This window comes from Microbacterium sp. MYb72 (assembly GCF_002979415.1).
In the GTDB taxonomy this organism is placed as follows: domain Bacteria; phylum Actinomycetota; class Actinomycetes; order Actinomycetales; family Microbacteriaceae; genus Microbacterium; species Microbacterium natoriense.
Genome location: NZ_PCOT01000006.1, coordinates 39,816 through 57,996, shown reverse-complemented (window position 1 = coordinate 57,996; position 18,181 = coordinate 39,816). Strand labels below are relative to the sequence as shown.

At 70.4% G+C, this 18,181-nt stretch carries 12 protein-coding genes; 5 read left to right on the top strand and 7 right to left on the bottom strand.

Features of this window, described 5'->3' with window-relative positions:
- Positions 1–290: 290 nt before the first annotated feature.
- A complete protein-coding gene (locus tag CQ047_RS04805; protein ID WP_105673149.1) occupies positions 291–947 on the top strand; it encodes a DNA alkylation repair protein in 657 nt (218 codons plus the stop codon).
- A gap of 2 nt (positions 948–949) precedes the next feature.
- On the opposite strand, the gene CQ047_RS04800 is transcribed toward CQ047_RS04805, so the two are convergent.
- A complete protein-coding gene (locus CQ047_RS04800) occupies positions 950–1,765 on the bottom strand; it encodes a type II CAAX prenyl endopeptidase Rce1 family protein (RefSeq protein WP_105673148.1) in 816 nt (271 codons plus the stop codon).
- A 104-nt stretch (positions 1,766–1,869) separates the two neighbouring features.
- Between CQ047_RS04800 and deoD the strand changes: the two genes are divergently transcribed.
- A complete protein-coding gene (deoD, locus tag CQ047_RS04795; RefSeq protein ID WP_105673147.1) occupies positions 1,870–2,580 on the top strand; it encodes a purine-nucleoside phosphorylase in 711 nt (236 codons plus the stop codon).
- 282 nt (positions 2,581–2,862) lie between these two features.
- Here the strand turns inward: deoD and CQ047_RS04790 are convergent, their stop codons facing one another.
- Positions 2,863–7,155 carry an SdrD B-like domain-containing protein gene (locus tag CQ047_RS04790; RefSeq protein WP_146114268.1) on the bottom strand — a complete coding sequence of 1,431 codons (4,293 nt, stop codon included), beginning with the start codon at positions 7,153–7,155 and terminating at the stop codon, positions 2,863–2,865.
- 177 nt (positions 7,156–7,332) lie between these two features.
- Positions 7,333–9,645, bottom strand: coding sequence for a hypothetical protein (locus CQ047_RS04785; RefSeq protein WP_105673145.1), 2,313 nt, complete (start codon positions 9,643–9,645; stop codon positions 7,333–7,335).
- A 351-nt stretch (positions 9,646–9,996) separates the two neighbouring features.
- Here CQ047_RS04785 and CQ047_RS04780 point away from each other — a divergent pair, with 351 nt between their 5' ends.
- Positions 9,997–12,486 (top strand): RNA helicase, encoded by a 2,490-nt coding sequence (locus tag CQ047_RS04780; RefSeq protein WP_105673144.1) that lies wholly within the window; start codon positions 9,997–9,999, stop codon positions 12,484–12,486.
- A 23-nt stretch (positions 12,487–12,509) separates the two neighbouring features.
- Here CQ047_RS04780 and CQ047_RS04775 read toward each other — a convergent pair whose 3' ends face one another.
- The 4 genes from CQ047_RS04775 to CQ047_RS04760 are packed head-to-tail and all read right to left on the bottom strand — an operon-like array spanning position 12,510 to position 16,285.
- Entirely contained in the window at positions 12,510–13,571 is a 1,062-nt protein-coding gene (locus tag CQ047_RS04775; protein WP_105673143.1) for an acyltransferase family protein, read from the bottom strand.
- On the bottom strand, positions 13,558–14,550 hold the full coding sequence (locus CQ047_RS04770; RefSeq protein WP_105673142.1) for a D-alanine--D-alanine ligase: 993 nt from the start codon (positions 14,548–14,550) through the stop codon (positions 13,558–13,560). The genes CQ047_RS04775 and CQ047_RS04770 overlap by 14 nt, the downstream gene beginning before the upstream one ends.
- Entirely contained in the window at positions 14,547–15,662 is a 1,116-nt protein-coding gene (gene alr / locus CQ047_RS04765; protein ID WP_258132482.1) for an alanine racemase, read from the bottom strand. The genes CQ047_RS04770 and alr overlap by 4 nt, the downstream gene beginning before the upstream one ends.
- Entirely contained in the window at positions 15,659–16,285 is a 627-nt protein-coding gene (locus CQ047_RS04760; RefSeq protein WP_105673141.1) for a M15 family metallopeptidase, read from the bottom strand. Before CQ047_RS04760 ends, alr begins: the two co-directional genes overlap by 4 nt.
- An 87-nt stretch (positions 16,286–16,372) precedes the next feature.
- Between CQ047_RS04760 and CQ047_RS04755 the strand changes: the two genes are divergently transcribed.
- Positions 16,373–17,044 carry a response regulator transcription factor gene (locus CQ047_RS04755; RefSeq protein ID WP_105673140.1) on the top strand — a complete coding sequence of 224 codons (672 nt, stop codon included), beginning with the start codon at positions 16,373–16,375 and terminating at the stop codon, positions 17,042–17,044.
- Between the two features lie 10 nt (positions 17,045–17,054).
- Positions 17,055–18,155, top strand: coding sequence for a HAMP domain-containing sensor histidine kinase (locus tag CQ047_RS04750; protein WP_105673139.1), 1,101 nt, complete (start codon positions 17,055–17,057; stop codon positions 18,153–18,155).
- The last annotated feature ends 26 nt before the right edge of the window (positions 18,156–18,181 follow it).

Below are 18,181 nucleotides of genomic sequence, written 5' to 3'. Positions count from 1 at the left end.
CGTGTGCGGCATCCTCCGTGCCGCGCATCCTCCGGCCGCGCATCCTCGAATGGCCGCATCCGTTGTGCGGCATCCTCCGGTCGCGGCATCCGAAATTCGGACGGATGCGCGGAATTCGGATGATCACGGCGCGTGCGTCCGAGAAAAGCGCCGTCATCCGAAATTCGGACGGCCCCGGACGGACGCGGACGGCCCCGGACGGACGCGGACGGCCCCGGACGGACGCGGACCGCGCCACGACTCGAGATGGATGCGAGGGAGGCCGCGGCCCCGAGCCCTACCCTGGAGGCATGGAACTCGCTGATGCCCTCGCCGAGCTCGCGGCGCTGGAGGATCCGAAGGTGCGCGCGGCGAACGAGAAGCGCGGCGACGATCACGGCATGAACCTCAGCCGTCTCCGCGCGGTCGCGAAGAAGGCCAAGACCGATCAGCCGCTGGCCCGTGAGCTGTGGGAGACCGGAGAGACCCCGGCCCGGCTGCTCGCGCTGCTGGTCTGCGCCCCACGGCAGTACTCCGCGGAGGACCTCGACGGGATGCTGCGCGAGCCGCAGCCGCCCAAGGTCAACGACTGGTTCGTGAACTACGTGCTCAAGAAGACGCCGCTCTCCGACGACCTGCGAGAGGGGTGGCGGCACGACCCCGCCGACACCGTGTCGGCCGCGGGGTGGTCGCTGACGTCCGTGCGGGTCGTGAAGCAGCCCGACGGCCTCGACCTCGGCGCCCTGCTCGACGAGATCGAGCGGGACATGAGGGATGCCGCACCCCGGACGCAGTGGGCGATGAACGAGACGCTGGCGCAGATCGGCATCCACCATCCGCACCTGCGCGACCGCGCCCTCGCGATCGGGAACGATCTGCAGGTGCTCGCCGACTATCCGACGGCGCCGGGGTGCACGTCTCCGTTCGCCCCGATCTGGATCGCCGAGATGGTCCGCCGGCAGGGCTGACCCTAGGCGATCGCCGCCTGCTCCCGCGTGCTCTCCACGCGTCCGCGGATGAAGATCAGCAGCACCAGTCCGACGATGATCACGACGATGTTGCCGAGACCGGCGATGCCGGCGAGCGCACCCTCGGCGGGGTGGGCGGACTGCAGGAAGATGCTCGGATCGGTCGTGGCGTGCAACAGGATCGGCACGATGATCGTTCCGGTCACCCGCATCGCGAGGTACATGCAGATCCCGAACGCGAAGGTGTAGCCGAGCTGGACCAACGTGGGGAGCAGCGCCTGACCGGACAGCAGGTTGCCGGCGTGCAGACCGGCGAAGACCGCCGCGGAGACGACGGCGACGACGATCTCCCGGTAGCCGGCCTTGCGGAGCAGATTCACGACGAGTCCGCGGGTGAGCACCTCCTCGGCGAAACCCACGAGGAGCCCCGCCAGCAGCCAGGCCGGCACGACGCCCGCCTCGGTGTCTGCGTAGTCGATCGTCGCGAAGCGCAGGATGTTGAACAGCAGCACGGCCGCGACGGCGATCCACATCCAGCCGCTGCCGCGGATCGGCTGCGGTCCGAAGATCTCGCCGAACCAGCCGACCGACCAGATGAACGCGATCAGCAGCAGCGCGCCGACCGTCACGGGCAGGACGTAGAAGACGACCACGGCCGCGGCGCTCTGCGGGTCCGTGATCCCCTCGGCCAGCGGTCCGAAGAGGAGCGACAGCCCCTCGTACAGCACGAAGTAGACGGCCGCGAGCACGAGCGCCCTCCACCAGCCGCCGCGCTCCCAGAATCCGCGCCACCCCGATGCCGCCGCGTGCTCCGCCATGTCGCCTCCCTCTCGCCGCGAGAATCGCGATCCCCTTCACGCTATAGGAACCGGAATATCAGTTCCAGGCACCCCGCCCGGCGACCCCTCACTACGCTGACCCCATGAGCACGCACATCGCCGCAGAGCCCGGCCAGATCGCCCCCATCGTCCTGTTCCCCGGAGATCCGCTGCGGGCGAAGTGGATCGCCGAGACCTTTCTCGACGACGCGCAGCTGTACTCCGAGACGCGCGGGATGCTGGGCTTCACCGGCACCTGGGAGGGGCATCGCGTCTCAGTGCAGGGGTCGGGCATGGGCCAGCCCTCGATGGCGATCTACGCGAACGAGCTGTTCGACTCCTACGGGGTGCAGACGGTCGTCAGGGTTGGGTCGTGCGGCGCGCTGACCGAGAAGCTGAAGGTGCGCGACATCATCATCGCGAACGGGGCGTGCACCGACTCCGGCATCAACCGGGTGCGCTTCCACGGTCTCGACTACGCCCCCGTCGCCGACTTCTCGCTGCTGCGCGCCGCCGTCGAGGCGAGCGAGGCCGAGCCGCCGGAGTCGAACGTGCACGTCGGGCTGCTGCTCTCGAGCGACCAGTTCTACAGCACCCGCCCCGAGCTCACCGAGCCGTTCGTGCAGCACGGCGTGCTCGGAGTCGAGATGGAGACGAGCGGTCTCTACACGCTCGCGGCGTACTACGGTCGGCGAGCGCTGAGCATCTGCACCGTCTCCGACCACATCGTCACGGGCGAGGAGACCACCGCGCTGGAGCGCGAGCAGACCTTCGGAGACATGATCCGCATCGCACTGCGGGCCGCGACCGCCTGAGGGTCGCGGACCTCCTCGCGCGGCTCCCCTCTCGCACCCCCCTCCCTGCCCTCACGTTCGGGAGGAGAACTCACGCATCGGCTGAGGATCCGCCCGCATTCCTCAGCCCGAGGGTGCTTTCTCCTCCCGAACGCGCGAGCGACACACGCGACGACGTGACCCGAACGCGCGAGCGGCATACGCCCCGGGGGCCCCTGACGCGCGAGCGGCGCACGCGACGGCAAGACCCCGGACGCGAGGAGGGCCGCCGCGACGGATCGCGACGGCCCTCCTCATCCTCGGTCAGTCGATCTCGACGGCCTCAGCGGTCGCGCGGCGGCGACGCATCAGCACGAGCGCCGCACCCAGGAGGAGCAGCAGACCGGCCGCTCCGCCGAGCACCCACGGCACCGCACCACCCGTGACCGCGAGGCCAGGGGCCACGATCGGAGCAGGAGGCGCGAAGCCCGCGTCGAGCGTCGGAAGGTCGACCTCACCCGGCAGCGCCGAGTTCGACCCCGTCGCCGGAGTGGTGAAGGTCACCCGACCGGTCTTGGGGTCGGCATCCGAGTCCTTGTCGTCACCGCCGACGTTCGCGGACGTCAGAGGATAGGTGACCCCGCCGATGACCACGGAGGTCGGGAACTCGATCGAGTACTGCGTCGACGGCTTCAGGTCGGTGAACACATAGAACCCGGACTCGTCGGTCGTGGTCGTCGCCACGAGGACGCCGTCCTTGTCGTAGAGCTTCACCTCGACGCCCGCGACGGGCTTCTCGGTCGGGTCCTGCACGCCGTCGCGGTCAGCGTCGATCCAGACGTAGTCGCCGACCGAGACCTTCACGGGCGCGTAGCCCGCATCGATCGTCGGGTCGTCGGCCTCGCCGGGCTCCGCCGAGTTCTGCCCGTCGGCCGGCGTGGTCACGGGTGCGCGACCCGTCGTCACGGCCGGGTTCGAGTCCCCGCCGTCGCTCTCGCCCGCGCCGGGCGTGGTGAGTCGGTGCTCGACGCCGTCGACGGTGACCGAGAGCGGGAACTCCACGATGAAGTCCGTCGAGTTCGGCAGGTCGGTGAAGACGTAGTAGCCGTTCGCGTCGGTCGTGGTGGTCGCGATGACCGTCTCACCGTCGGGCGAGAGCAGCTTCACCTCGACACCGGCGACGGGGGACTCGCCCTCGTCCTGGATGCCGTCTCCGTCGGCGTCGAGCCACACGTAGTCGCCGATCGAGACCAGCACCGGCACGTAGCCCGCGTCGATCGTCGGGTCGTCGGCCTCGCCGGGCTCACCCGAGTTGCCGCCGCCGAGGGGCGTCGTCACCGGGGCGCGGCCCGTGTCGACGGCCGGGTTGGAGTCGGTCGCCGACCCGCCCTGCGCCGGCGCGGTGAGCACGTAGCGCACGCCGTCGACCGTCACGGTCGTCGGGAACTCCACGACGTAGTCGACGCCCGGCGCCAGGTCGGTGAAGGCGTAGTAGCCGTTCGCGTCGGTCGTCGTGGTCGCGATGACCGTGGCGCCGTCGGGCGACAGCAGCCGCACGGTCGCGCCGGGAACCGGCTTCTCGCCCTCGTCCTGCTGGCCGTCGCGGTCGGCGTCGAGCCACACGTAGTCGCCGATCGAGACCGGAGGGGCGATGAAGCCCGCGTCGATCGTCGGGTCGTCGGCCTCGCCGGGCTCCGCCGAGTTCGCTCCGGACGCCGGCGTCGTGATCGAGACGCGGCCCGTCTCCGGGTCGGCATCCGAATCCGCGGCGTCGTCATCGCCCGCGTCGCGCTCGGTGAGCGGGTAGGTGATGCCGCCCACGGTCACCGTCGTCGGGAACTCGATGATGTAGTCGGTCGAACCCGGCAGGTCGGTGAAGACGTAGTAGCCGTTCGCGTCGGTCGTGGTGGTCGCGATGACCGTCTGGCCGTCGGCCGACAGCAGCTTCACCTCGACCCCTGCGACGGGCGTCTCACCGGCATCCTGCACACCGTCCTTGTCGGCGTCGATCCACACGTAGTCGCCCACCGAGACGATCGGCACGTAGCCCGCGTCGATCGTCGGGTCGTCGGCGTCACCAGGAGTGCCCAGGTTGTCGCCCGACGCGGGGGTGCGCACCGGCGCGGCGCCCGTGTCGACGGCCGGGTTCGAGTCGGATGCCGAGGCGCCCCTGCTCGGCGCCGTGAGACGGTACACGTCGCCGTCGACCGTCACCGTCGTCGGGAAGACGACCGTGTAGTCGCTCGATGCACGCAGATCCGTGAAGGAGTAGTAGCCGTCGGCATCCGTCGTCGTGGTCGCGATCACCGCTCCCGTCGAGTCCTTCAGCTGCACGGTGATGCCGGCCACCGGAGGCTCTCCTGCGTCCTGCTGCCCGTCGTTGTCTCGGTCGATCCAGACGTAGTCACCGATCGACACCGGCGTCGGGACGAAGCCGAAGTCGAAGGAGTGGTCGTTGCGTCCGGCCGCGGGCGAGGTGACGTTCGCGACGACGGTCGGAGCGCCGCCGACGTCGACGGTCACGCCGTTGCTGTCGATGCCGCGGTTCGACCCCGCGGCTGCGCCCGTCGGCGTGGTGCCGGCGAGCGGGCCGCCCGCGGCGAAGTCCGCCGGGCGGTCGAGACGGATCTGGTAGTTCGTCGCCGGCAGCAGACCGTCGTCGGTGTCGAACCAGTACTCGCCGTTCGCGTCGGTCACGGTGGTCGCGATCAGCGTGCCGGCCGTGTCGTAGAGCGACACCTGCACACCGGCGACCGACGGCTCGTCGGCATCCTGGATGCCGTCCTCGTCGGTGTCCAGCCAGATGCGGTTGCCGATCTGCTGGGTCGCCGCGAGCACGAGCGCCTCCATGTCGGCCAGTCCCTGCGCCTTCTGGAAGTCGTCGGTGACGAGCACGTTCGCGGAGCCGGTGCTGCCTGCCGCCTGGTTGCCCGTGGCGGGGTTGAAGGCACGCAGGCCGTTCGAGAACAGCCCGGTGGCATCCATCTGGTTGATGACGAGTCGGTCGGTGCCCGGCACGTGGACCATGCCGCCGAACGCGGCCTCGTTGTGGAAACCGCCGAAGTCGTCGAAGTCGCCGCCCCGGGGCTGGCTGCCCCGGCAATCGAAGTCGAGCGTGGAACCGGAGGCGCACACCCCGACGATGTCGCCGGCGGTGACGTAGTTCGAGTAGGCGCCGAGACCGTTGGTGCGGGTGCCGTAGTAGAGCAGCGAGCTGTACTGGTCACCACCGCGGTCGCGGAAGGCGAGGATCATGTCACCGGCGGCGGTGAACTCGATGTCGGAGAGCATCGGCTGCGGCACCGAGAACTGCCCCGCGAGTCCGTTGGCCGCCGGGTTGATGGGCGTCGAGGCGGCGCCGGCGTTGATGCACGCCTGCGCGACGCCGTCGCTCCACGGCAGCCAGTCCACGAAGCGGCACGAGGCGTCGACGGCGAGGTTGCCCGAGACGACGCCGCTGTGGCCGGGGGCCGTCGTCGGGTCGCCGGAGTAGACCACGCCGGTGGGGCTGAGGATGCCGGAGGCCGAGATGTCGTACTCGATCACGCTCGCCTGCATGGTCACGCCGCACACGGCGCCGACGTAGATCTTGCCGGCGTTCTCGCCGATCGCCATCGGCGCCCAGTCCTGATCCGCCGCACAGGCGACGGCCGGGATCGGGAGCGTCTGCACCGGAGCAGGGTTCGGGGCCGTCTGCACCGGGTACACGACGACCGAATCGGTGTGCATGTTCACCGCGAGGAGGTACTTGCTGTCCTCCGTGACCTCCACGTCGCCGAGGCTCTCACGGCCCACCGCGGTGCGGAAGTCGAAGTCCTGGGTCTGGTGACCGGCGCCGTTGACGCTGGTCATGTCGTGCGACGTGGTGCCGGCGTCTGCGACCGTGGCGTAGACCTCGGTGGCTCCCGACCACGGGTCCACCCGGTAGATCGCACCGGGGCCGCCCGCACCGTAGACCGAGCCGCGCTTGGCGTAGGCGCCGGCGTAGAGCTTCTGCGCCTTCTGGTCGAGGCCGATGCCGTACACCGACCCCGTCGTGACCCGCGAGGTGACGCCGGTCGGGGCGCTGTTCAGGCGGTAGGGGACCTGGTAGATCTCGCGGCCCTCACCCGCGCCCGGCCAGATGCTGTCGGGCTGGATGGCGGAGAAGATCGTGGCGTTGGAGGGGCCCAGCGTGCTCACGTCGACGTAGCCGACGCTGAGCGCGGCATCCGCACCGCCCGACACGTCGACGAACGACGTCGCCGGGGCGAACTGCGGCTCGGCGTGCCCGTCGAGGATGCGCGCCTCGGTGTAGGTGCCGGTGTTCGGGTTGGTCACCTCGATGCGGTACTTGCCGCCCACGAGCGTGTTGCCCGCGTCCGCTCCGCCGAGCACGACCTGACCGGCCGCGTTCGTGGAGCGCGTGAACGTGTGGTTCTGCGGATCGGTGAACCGCACCGTCACCCCGTTGAGCGCGGCGTCGGCGGCGTCTCGCGTGCTGTTCGCGTTGACGTCGTTCACCACGGTGAGCGTGATCGTCCCGTCTCCGGCCGCGGCGACCGCCGGCGGCGCGACGACGATGGACAGTGCGGCCGCGGTCGTCAGCGCAGCCACTCCAGCGAGTGTCTTCTTCACGTGTTTCTCTCCCCCGCGGCCGATTCCCCAATCGGCCGCGACTCTCGTTTCGAGTTCCCCAGAAGACTTGTGCCCACCGACATACTGGCGAGCACATGGCCTGCTGTGCCAAGGTGAGGCTCCCTCTGACCCCCGTGAGGGGTCAGAGGGAGCCTCACGCCGTTTCGATCCGCCCGATCAGGCGCGACGCCGGCGCGCACGCACCAGCATCGAGCCGCCGAGCAGGAGCACGGCCATCGCGCCGAGCGCGACGCCGGTCAGGTCTGCCCCACCGGTGTTCGCGAGCGATCCGCCGGTGCTGCCCTTGCCGCCCGCGCCACCCGTGGTGCCCCCACCGGTTCCCGGCGTGGTCGGGCAGGCTGCCGTCGTGAACGGGATCGTCGCGCTCTCGACCCCGTCGACCGTCTGGTCGACGAAGTACTGCGTGTTGCACGTCAGACCGGAGGTGAGCGACCAGGCGCCGTTCTCGCCGACCACCGCGGTGGCGACGACGTCGCCCTTCGTGTTGCGGACGGTGATCGTCGCGCCCGAGGTGCCGGTTCCGGTCGCGCCGGTCGGCGTCGTCCCGGTCACGGCCGGAGCGGCAGGGACGACAGCGGTGTCCTCGTCGATGCTCGAGTACTGCGAGGTGAACCCGTTCGCATCGACGGTCTGCACGCGCAGGAAGCCCGTCGTGTGCGTGGTGGGGATCGACACGGACGCGCCGGGAGCGACACCCGTGATCTCGCCCAGGTACTCCTCGGCGTTGTCCGCCGCCGTCCAGTAGACGTGGAGCGTCACGGGAGCTGCCGCGGTGTTGTTGCCGATGAGGTTCGCCGGCTGGACGGCCGTGAATGTGGCGGTGGCGCCGTCGTAGCGCACCGTCTCCGGACGGAACGTCTGCACCGTGTTGTTGCTCACCGAGTCGCCGACGTTCCAGAGGAACCAGAAGCCGCTCTCCTCGATCACCGGGTCGGTGCCGCCGCGGGTGTTCGCGCCGAAGGTGTTGCCGATCACCGGCAGCGTGCCGATCGCGTTGTGCACGATCGGAGCCTGGGAACGGTCACGACCGCCGAAGCCGTCGATCGAGTTTCCGATGATGCTCCAGCCCACCGGGGCGTCGGCGCTCGCAGCGTTCGCGGAGTTGTAGATCGCCCAGTGGTTGTCGACCGTGGCCGGGAGCGTCTCGTCGGTCAGATCCTGGATCAGGGTGTTGTTCTGCACGATGTTGCCGGTACCGGGGGCGTCGATGCGGATCGCCGAGCGCGAGATGTCCGCGGTCAGGTTCTCGATCGTGTTGTCCGCGATGACGACGTCGGTGGCGCCGGCCCCCTGCACGCGGATGGTGTCGACGGCCCAGATCACATCGAAGGTGTTCCCGGTCACGTCGACGTTCGTGGTCGTGTCCCCCAATTGCAGCGCGGCGAACACGCCGTCGCTGATGTTCGTGAACGAGTTGTCGGCGAAGGTCGCGTCGGTGAGCGTTCCGCCGAAGACGACGGAGCCCGCGTAGGAGACGTCGTTGCCGGAGAAGACCAGTCCGTTCCAGTCGGCGGTGTTGTTGCCGATCGTGCGCGAGATGTTCTTGCCCTCGTTGCCGCCGAACGTCGTGCCCGTGATGCTCGTGTCGGTCAGCGTCTGACCGGCGCCGTCGAAGAACAGACCGTTCTTCCCGGGTGACTGGATCGTCGAATCGGCGACAGTGAGGCCGGTGACCGTGGCGTTCTGGTCGAGCCACACGCCGTGCGTCGGCGATGTCTCCGCGGGGTTTCCGAGAACGCTGTTGCGCACCGTGAAGCCCGTGACGGTCGAGTCGTTGTCGATGAACACGTGAGCGTAGGTCTCGACGCCGCGGCTGGCGAGGCCGTCGATCACGGTGTTGGTCACGGTCGCGTCGTGCTCGACGATGATGCCGCCGTAGAGAGGGCTCTGGATCACGAGATCGGTCAGCGTGGTGTCGGCCGCCCCGTCGAGCAGCAGCACGCCCACCTCCTGCCAGTTCGTCTCGTTGTCCTTGAGCTCCACGTTCGTGACGGTCGTGCCGGTGCCGCTGATCACGATGCCGGACTCGGCCGCGCGCAGGTTGGCGAGGTTGCTCAGCGAGACGTCGTCGGATGCGACGTAGATGCCGGCGGCGAACGAGCCGTCGATGTCGGTGATGCCGTCGAGGTTGGTGAAGTCGATCGAGACGGGAACCTCGGAATCGATGAGGAAGCGCGCACCCAGGGTGTCCCAGGTGGATCCGGGAGGAGTCATGTCGGTCGTGAGCATGCTGTTCGCCGAGCCGCCGGTGAGCGACAGCTCGCCCGTGCCCGCGAGAGCCGCATCGAAGACGATGCGCACACCGTCGGGGTTCGTGGAGGCGTTCGCGGCCTCGAGCGCTCCGCGCAGCGTGCCGGGGCCGCTGAGCCCGAGACTGGTGACCGTGATGACGTCCTCCGCCGCGCTCGCAGCGGTGGCGGGCAGCAGGACCCCGCCCAGAACCGTGACGGCTCCGACCGCCCATGTCATCGATCGGGTGAATCCCCGACCCCTCGTGCCACGGCTGCTCGCCGTCCGACGCGATACGTGCTCCATACCTTGCCCTCTCCCTCGGTGATGTGTCGCCCGTCTCCGATCGCGCAGCGAAAAGAGTCCATGGGGGGACTCAGGAGCCTGCGGGGATGTCGAAGCGGACGCATGGCGCGCACTGGGGGGCGCGCTCGGTGGGGAGTCAAGCAGGATGCCGCATCGACGCGTCATATCGGACGTGCAGGTGACCCCTGCCGGGGGTCAATTCCACCGCGAGGCGTCACTTCCCCCGACCCCGGCGGCACACGACGGCGGTAGGCCGGCATCCGCCCGGTAGGGGATGATCGAAGGATGCTCCTCGATCACACCGCCGTACCCGACGGATCCGATGCGGATGCCGTGTACCTGGCGTTCGTCGAGTGGGCAGAGTCCACCGGCATCAGCCTGTACCCCGCGCAGGACGAGGCGGTCATCGAGATCGTCTCCGGGAACAACCTGATCCTCTCGACACCGACCGGCACGGGGAAGTCGCTCGTCGCGGTCGGGGCGCACTTCGCCGCCCTCGTGTCCGGCCGGAGGACGTACTACACCGCCCCGATCAAGGCCCTGGTCAGCGAGAAGTTCTTCGCGCTGGTCGACATCTTCGGCGCCGCGAACGTCGGCATGATCACGGGCGACTCCTCCGTGAACGCCGATGCCCCGATCATCTGCTGCACGGCCGAGATCCTCGCGAACCTGGCCCTGCGTCAGGGCACGGATGCCGAGGTGGGACAGGTCGTCATGGACGAGTTCCACTTCTACGCCGACCCCGATCGCGGCTGGGCCTGGCAGGTGCCACTGCTGGAGCTGCCGCAGGCGCAGTTCATCCTGATGTCGGCGACGCTGGGCGACGTCACCGAGCTCGCCGCCGATCTCTCCCGACGGACAGGTCGCGACACGGCATCCGTCACCGGCGTCGAGCGGCCGGTGCCCCTGCACTTCTTCTACGAGACGACGCCGATCCACGAGACGATCGACGACCTGCTGAGCACCGGCCAGGCGCCGATCTACATCGTGCACTTCTCGCAGGCCGCGGCCATGGAGCGCGCGCAGGCGCTGTCGAGCACGAAGGTCGCCACGCGCGAGCAGCGCGACGAGATCGCGGCGCTGATCGGGGAGTTCCGCTTCACGACCGCGTTCGGCAAGACGCTCTCCCGGTTCCTCCGTGCGGGCATCGGCGTGCATCACGCCGGCATGCTGCCGAAGTACCGCCGGCTCGTCGAGCAGCTCGCCCAGCGCGGGCTGCTGCGCGTGATCTGCGGCACCGACACTCTCGGCGTCGGCATCAACGTGCCGATCCGCACCGTGCTGCTCACGGCGCTCACGAAGTTCGACGGCACCCGGATGCGGCAGCTCAACGCGCGCGAGTTCCACCAGATCGCCGGCCGCGCCGGTCGCGCGGGCTACGACACCGCGGGCACCGTGGTCTCGCAGGCGCCGGAGCACGAGAGCGAGAACGCCGCCGCCATCAAGAAGGCGGGCGACGACCCGAAGAAGAAGCGCAAGATCGTGCGCAAGAAGGCGCCGGACGGCTTCGTGTCGTGGGGCGAGCCGTCGTTCCGCAAGCTCATCGACGCCGTGCCCGAGACGCTCACCTCGCACATGCAGATCACGAGCGCGATGATGCTGAACGTGATCGCCCGCGGCGGCGACGTCTTCGGGAATATGCGCTCACTGGTATACGACAACCACGAGCCCCGGCGGCGCCAGCGCGAGCTCGCGCTGCGGGCCCTCGGCATCTACCGGACACTGCTCGAATCCGGCGTGGTCGAGCAGACGGATGCCGGTGAGATCCGTCTCACCGTCGACCTGCAGCCCAACTTCGCGCTCAACCAGCCGCTGTCGCCGTTCGCCCTCGCCGCCTTCGATCTGCTCGACCCCGACTCCGCCGGCTTCGCGCTCGACATGATCTCGATCGTGGAGTCCACGCTCGACGACCCCAGGGCCATCCTCGGGCAGCAGGAGTTCCTCGCCCGCGGCGAGGCGGTGGCCGAGATGAAGCGAGAGGGCATCGAGTACGACGAGCGCATGGAGCTGCTCGAGCAGATCACCTATCCGAAGCCGCTCGACGAGCTGCTGAGCGCGGCATTCGAGACGTTCAGCGCGGCGCAGCCGTGGATCCGCGACTTCGAGGTGCATCCGAAGTCCGTCGTGCGCGACATGTACGAGCGTGCCATGTCGTTCGGGGAATACGTCGCCTACTACAGGATCGCCCGCTCGGAGGGCGTGGTGCTCCGCTACCTCTCCGACGCGTACCGCGCGGCGTCGCAGACGATCCCCGAGGAGCTGAAGAACGACGACCTGCGCGATCTCATCGAGTGGCTCGGCGAACTCGTGCGGCAGGTCGACTCGAGCCTCCTCGACGAGTGGGAGGAGCTGGTGCACGGGCACCCCGTCGACCACGAGGACGGTCCGGTGGTCCCCCCAGCGCCCAAGCGCCTCACGAGCAACGTCAGGGCCTTCCGCATCCTCGTGCGCAACGAGCTTTTCCGCCGCGTGCAGCTCGCCGCCAGGGAGGACGTCGAGTCCCTCGCCGAGCTCGACCCGCACTTCGGCGCCGACGCCTGGTCCGACGCCCTGGACGCCTACTTCGCCGACCACGACGACATCCTCACGGGCGCCGACGCCCGCAGCTCCTCGCTCATCCTCGTCACCGAGGGCGCGTCCGAGTGGACGGTGCGGCAGATCCTCGACGATCCCGCGGGCGACCACGACTGGGGCATCTCGGCGACCGTCGACCTCGCGGCATCCGACGAGGAGGGCGCCGCCGTGGTGACCGTGACCGGGGTCGACCGGCTCTAGCCGTCACCCCGACCGCTGTGCGGTCAGTGCTGCACCTCCCGAGATCCGGAGGTCAGCGCTCTCGCCCGCTCCCGTGCTCGCGTCAGCGGGAGCAGCGGGTCGAAGAGGATGCTCAGCCCGAGGCGCATCAGCAGCGCGTGCACGCCGAGGCAGATCGCGATGACGACCGCGGTGAGCACGAGCGGCTCGACGGCCTCGATCAGCGGGACGGTGCGGATGCCGGTCGACCGGAGCGCTCCGTCGAGCAGGGCGAGCGGGATCATGTGGATCACGTAGATCGGCAGGGTCCGCCGCCCGATCCAGCGCAGCGGTCGTGCGACGGCCTCCACCCGCTGGTCGAGGAGCACGCACGCCGCGACGCCGAACGCCACGGCGAGCACCGACAGCAGGGGCCAGACGCCCGGCCACTGACGCATGCCGAGCACCCCGACGGCCGCGGCCGCCGCGATGTATGCCGCTCCGAGCATGAAGGCTCGGAGCAGGCCCGTCGTCGCCGCGAAGCGCTCGACGAGCTCGCGGAGACGCAGTCCCGCGAGGAAGAAGAACAGGTTCTGCAGGACCTGCCACAGGTTGCCGAGGTCGGGGAGCACTCCGGATGCCGCCACCGCCGACACCACGAAGGCCGCCGGCAGCAGCACCGCCGTCGGCACGTGCCTGGTGAACCGCGCCACGGCCAGATACACGGCGAGCGCGAGCAGGTACCAGAGGTTGGTCGGGCTGAAGGTCAGCTGCGCGAGGAGCTCCCCGGCGTCCTCCGCCCGGGCCGTGTCGAAGTCGGGGGTGAGCGCGAGCATCGCGGTCTGGATGAGGACCCACACGACGTAGACGAGGGCGAGGCGGCCCGCGCGCATGCGCCAGCTCCCGCCGCTCGGCGCGGTGACGGCGCGTCCGGCGAACATCCCCGAGATGAGGAAGAACAGCGGCATCCGCAGCGGCAGCAGCTGGGCGTTCAGCGTGGCCCAGCTGTCGGTGACCGGCCCCGCCCCCTGCACGTCGATCGCGTGCTTGGTGACCACGTGCCAGAGCACCACGAGGACGATGCACACGCCCTTCGCGACGTCGGGCCACCCCTCACGCTGTCGCATGGTCCCTCCGTGTCGTCGCACTGCGCTCGCTCGACGCCCGACGGTCGGCCGCGGCCCGCACGAGTCTGTCCATGAGCTCGGGGTACGGCACCTCCGCCGCCGCGAACATGCGCGGCACCTGCGAGGCCGCGGTGAGCCCCGGCATCGTGTTGACCTCGTTGAGCACGGGGCCGCCCTCCGTGAGGAAGAAGTCCATGCGGGCCACCCCGGCGCAGCCGAGCGCGTCGAACATCGCCACGGCCGTGCGCGTCAGCGCTCCCGCCTCCGCCGGCGTCAGCACGGCGGGGACGGTGAACCTCGCGGTGCCGTCGTACTTCATCGCCGTGTCGAAGAGCCCGGCGGCGTGGATCTCCAGCGGCGGGGCCGCCCAGCGCACTCCCCCGGCTTCGCGGATCACGGCCACGTCGATCTCACGACCGCGCATGACCTCCTCGATGAGGATCCGGCTGTCGAACCGCGCCGCGGTGCGCAGCGCATCGAGCAGGTCGCCGGGCTCGCGCACGAGCCCCACGCCGTAGCTGGATCCGGCGGAGACCGGCTTCACGACGACCGGTCCCTCGTACTCCACGTCGCCGAGGTCGGAGTCCGAGATCACGTACCCCGGCGCGGTCGCGATGCCCGCGGCCTCCGCCACGAGCTTGGTCGCCCACTTGTCCATGCCGATCGCCCCCGCGCGCAGGTCGGAGCCGACGACGGCGACTCCGGCGAGCGCGCACAGGGCCGCGAGCGCTCCGTCCTCGCCGAGCGCACCGTGCACGGCGGGGAACACGACATCGGCCCAGGCGAGCGCGGGCATGGCCGCGGCGAGCGACTCGGCGGGGGTGGCGACGGGCGCGGCATCCCACACCCCATCGCGCGAGATCGTGACCGTGCGCACCTCGTGGCCGATCGACCGCAGCGCCGTGGCGACAGCGGCCGCCGAGGCGAGCGACACCTCGTGCTCGGAGTTCTGTCCTCCGCCGATGACCAGTACCCTCATGCCCTGCTCCTCTCCACTCGCGGGCCGATGCCCGTCACGATCGTGTGCGGGATGGTCCCCGCCCAGCGCGCCCACTCCTGCACGCTGGGCACGGCCCCGCCCTCCGGTCCGAACACGGTCGCCGTCTCCCCCCTGGGGAACTCCCGGCTCCCCGTGTCGACGACGATCTGGTCCATCGACACCCTCCCCACGATCGGATGCCGAGACCCCCCGATCTCGACACCCGCCCCCTCCGTCAGCTCGCGCGGGATCCCGTCGGCGTACCCGACGCCGATCACGCTGAGGTGCGTCTCCGCCGGGGTGACGTACGTCCCTCCGTAGCCGATCGCCGTACCGGCGCGCACGAGCGCCGAGTGCACGACGGATGCCGTCAGCCGCGACGCCCCGTGCAGCTCCACGGTGCCCGACGGGTCGATGCCGACGAGACCGGCGCCCACCCGCACCAGGTCGAAGTGCGTGGCGGGGTCGGTGAGCGCGCCCGAGGTCGCGGCGAGGTGCGTGACCAGCGGCCCGAAGCCCGCACGCAGCACGGTGTCGCGTCCGTGCCGCATCCGCAGCACCGCGGCGGCGTTCGCCCGCGGATCCGCGTCGTCGGCCAGGGGCAGATGCCCCATCACCCCGACGATCTCGATGCGGCCGGCGGCGGCCCGCGCGACGCGCAGCAGCTCCGCCCAGTCCTCGACCGGGCACCCGCCTCGCGACATGCCGGTGTCGAGGTGGAGGTGCACGCGCACGGGCTCCTCGGCATCCCCGGCCAGCTGCCGCAGCTCCTCGACGGAGCCCACGGCGATGTCGACCCGGTCGGCGGCGGCCTGGGCGGCATCGACGCCGGACGGGTTCAGCCACGCCAGGATCGGCACGTCGAGTCCCGCGTCGCGGAGCGCGGTCGCGTCTGCGGCATCCGTCACCCCCAGCCAGTCGGCGCCGGCGTCGACGGCCGCCCTGGCGACGGCGACCGCGCCGTGCCCGTAGCCGTCGGCCTTCACGACGGCCATGATCCTGGCGTCGGTCGCCGCCCGCACGCGGTCGACGTTGGCCGCGACCGCGGCGGGAAGGGTGGTGAGCGTCGGCGCGTGCAGACGCGACAGGGGGGCGGTGAGCGTCATGGTCATCGCTGGGTCCTCGGATCGGCGGTGGGGTCGTCGTACATGAGCGGGCAGCCGTTGGCCGGAGCCGACGGACGCAGCTCGAAGTGCCACGGCTCGTTGCCGTAGATCTGGCACAGGCCGAACTCCGCACCGTGACGCGAGAGCCAGTCCTGACCGGCGACGGGGCCGAGGTCGATCGCCTTGCCGGAGACGTGCTCCGACCGCTCGGGCGTCGCCACCCAGCGCGCAGCCTCCTCTGCCGAGCCGTACTTCGCGACGGCGTCGGCGAGCAGCTCGTCCTGGTAGGCCGGGGAGCGCCAGCCGCTGTTGACGTGCAGGCGGATGCCGTCCTCCTCGGCGGCGGTGGCGGCCGACCGCACGGCGGCGAGCAGGTCGGCGTCGAGGTTCGACACCGCGGGGGTGTCGGCGAACACCGAGATCCGGTCGGCCTCCTCGATCTTGCCGTCCTGTTCGTCGACGGTTCTGTCGGTGGCCGCCGCGCCTCCTGGCGCATCGATGGTGGCGGATGCGGGGGCGGACGCCTGCTGGGCGATCACGGCGATGAGTCCGGCGACCAGGGCGGCGAGGAGCGCGAGGCCGAGCACTGTGGTGAGGCGTCGCTGTCTGAGGGAGCGGCTGTCGTTCATGATTCCAGTGAAGAAGGGAGCCTGTTGCCACGGCGTATGCGGTTTTCCATATGCTCCCGATATGCCCGGTTGCGTAAGCTCTCAGCCATGCGCGTGCTGATCGTCGAGGACGAGCCCTACCTCGCCGAGGCGGTTCGCGATGGACTGCGCCTGGAGGCCATCGCCTCCGACATCGCCGGAGACGGCGACACCGCGCTCGAGCTCCTCGCCGTCAACTCCTACGACCTCGCCGTGCTCGACCGCGACATCCCCGGCCCCTCCGGCGACGACGTCGCCCGCTGGATCGTGGCCTCGGGCAGCGGCATCCCGATCCTGATGCTGACCGCCGCCGACCGACTCGACGACAAGGCCTCCGGCTTCGAGATCGGCGCCGACGACTACCTCACCAAGCCGTTCGAGCTGCGGGAGCTCGTGCTGAGGCTGCGCGCCCTCGACCGGCGCCGCCAGCACAACCGCCCGCCCGTGCTCGAGGTCGCGGGGCTGCGGCTCGACCCGTTCCGCCGCGAGGTGTTCCGCGACGGACGCTACGTCGCCCTCACCCGCAAGCAGTTCGCCGTGCTGGAGGTGCTGGTCGGTGCGAACGGCGGTGTCGTCAGCGCCGAGGAGCTGCTGGAGCGGGCGTGGGACGAGAACGCCGATCCGTTCACGAACGCCGTGCGGATCACCGTCTCGTCGCTGCGCAAGCGCCTGGGCGAGCCCTGGCTGATCCTCACCGTGCCCGGGGTCGGGTACCGCATCGGGACGGATGCCGATGCCTAGGCGCCGCGGCATGACGGCCCGCATGAAGCTCACGCTGAGCTACGCGGGGATCGTCGTGGTGTCGGGACTCCTGCTGCTCGCCGCCGTGGGGCTGTTCCTGCTCCGCTACGTGCCCGACGTGCAGATCCCCCAGGGGCTGGAGGGCATGTTCATCCCCAACCGCTCCGACCTGATGCGGGCGTTCGTCCCGGTCGCGATCCTGGTCATGATCGTGCTGCTCGCCATCGGCTGGGCGGGCGGCTGGTGGCTGGCAGGGCGGATGCTGGCTCCGCTGAACCGCATCGGCTACGCGGCGCAGCTCGCCGCGCAGGGATCCCTGTCGCACCGCGTGGCGCTGGAAGGACCGCGCGACGAGTTCCGCGACCTCGCCGACGTGTTCGACTCGATGCTCGACCGGCTCGAGCAGAACATGGCCGAGCAGCAGCGCTTCGCCGCGAACGCCTCGCACGAGCTGCGCACCCCCCTGGCGATCTCGCAGACCATGCTCGACGTGGCCCGCGCCGATCCCGACCGCGACGTGGACGAGCTGATCGACCGCCTGCAGGAGGTCAACGTCAGGGCCATCGAGGTCACCGAGGCTCTGCTGCTGCTCAGCCGCGCCGATCGTCGGGCGTTCACCCGCGAGATCGTCGACCTGTCGCTGCTCGCCGAGGAGGCCGCCGAGTCGCTGCTGCCGCTGGCCGAGAAGCGCGGGGTCGCCGTCGACGTCGCGGGCGATGCGGCGATCGTGCTCGGCAACCCCGCGCTGCTGCAGCAGCTGATCATGAACCTCGTGCACAACGCGATCGTGCACAACCTCCCCGCCGACGGCGCCGTCACGGTGCGCACGCACGCGCAGGAGCGGGCCCTGGCCCTGGTGGTGGAGAACACCGGCCCCCACCTGCCCCCGCACGTCGTCGCGGCTCTCGCCGAGCCGTTCCAGCGCGGAGCCGAGCGCGCCCGCGACGCCGACCACGTGGGCGTCGGCCTGGGGCTCGCGATCGTGCAGCGCATCGCGCAGGCCCACGACGGCTCCCTCGTGCTGACCGCACGCCCCGGCGGCGGCCTGAACGTGACGGTGTGGCTGCCGCATCCGCTCCCCTACCCGCTGCAGGGGCACCCGGTCGCGTAAGCCTGCGGCGCCCGATCGGGTACGCG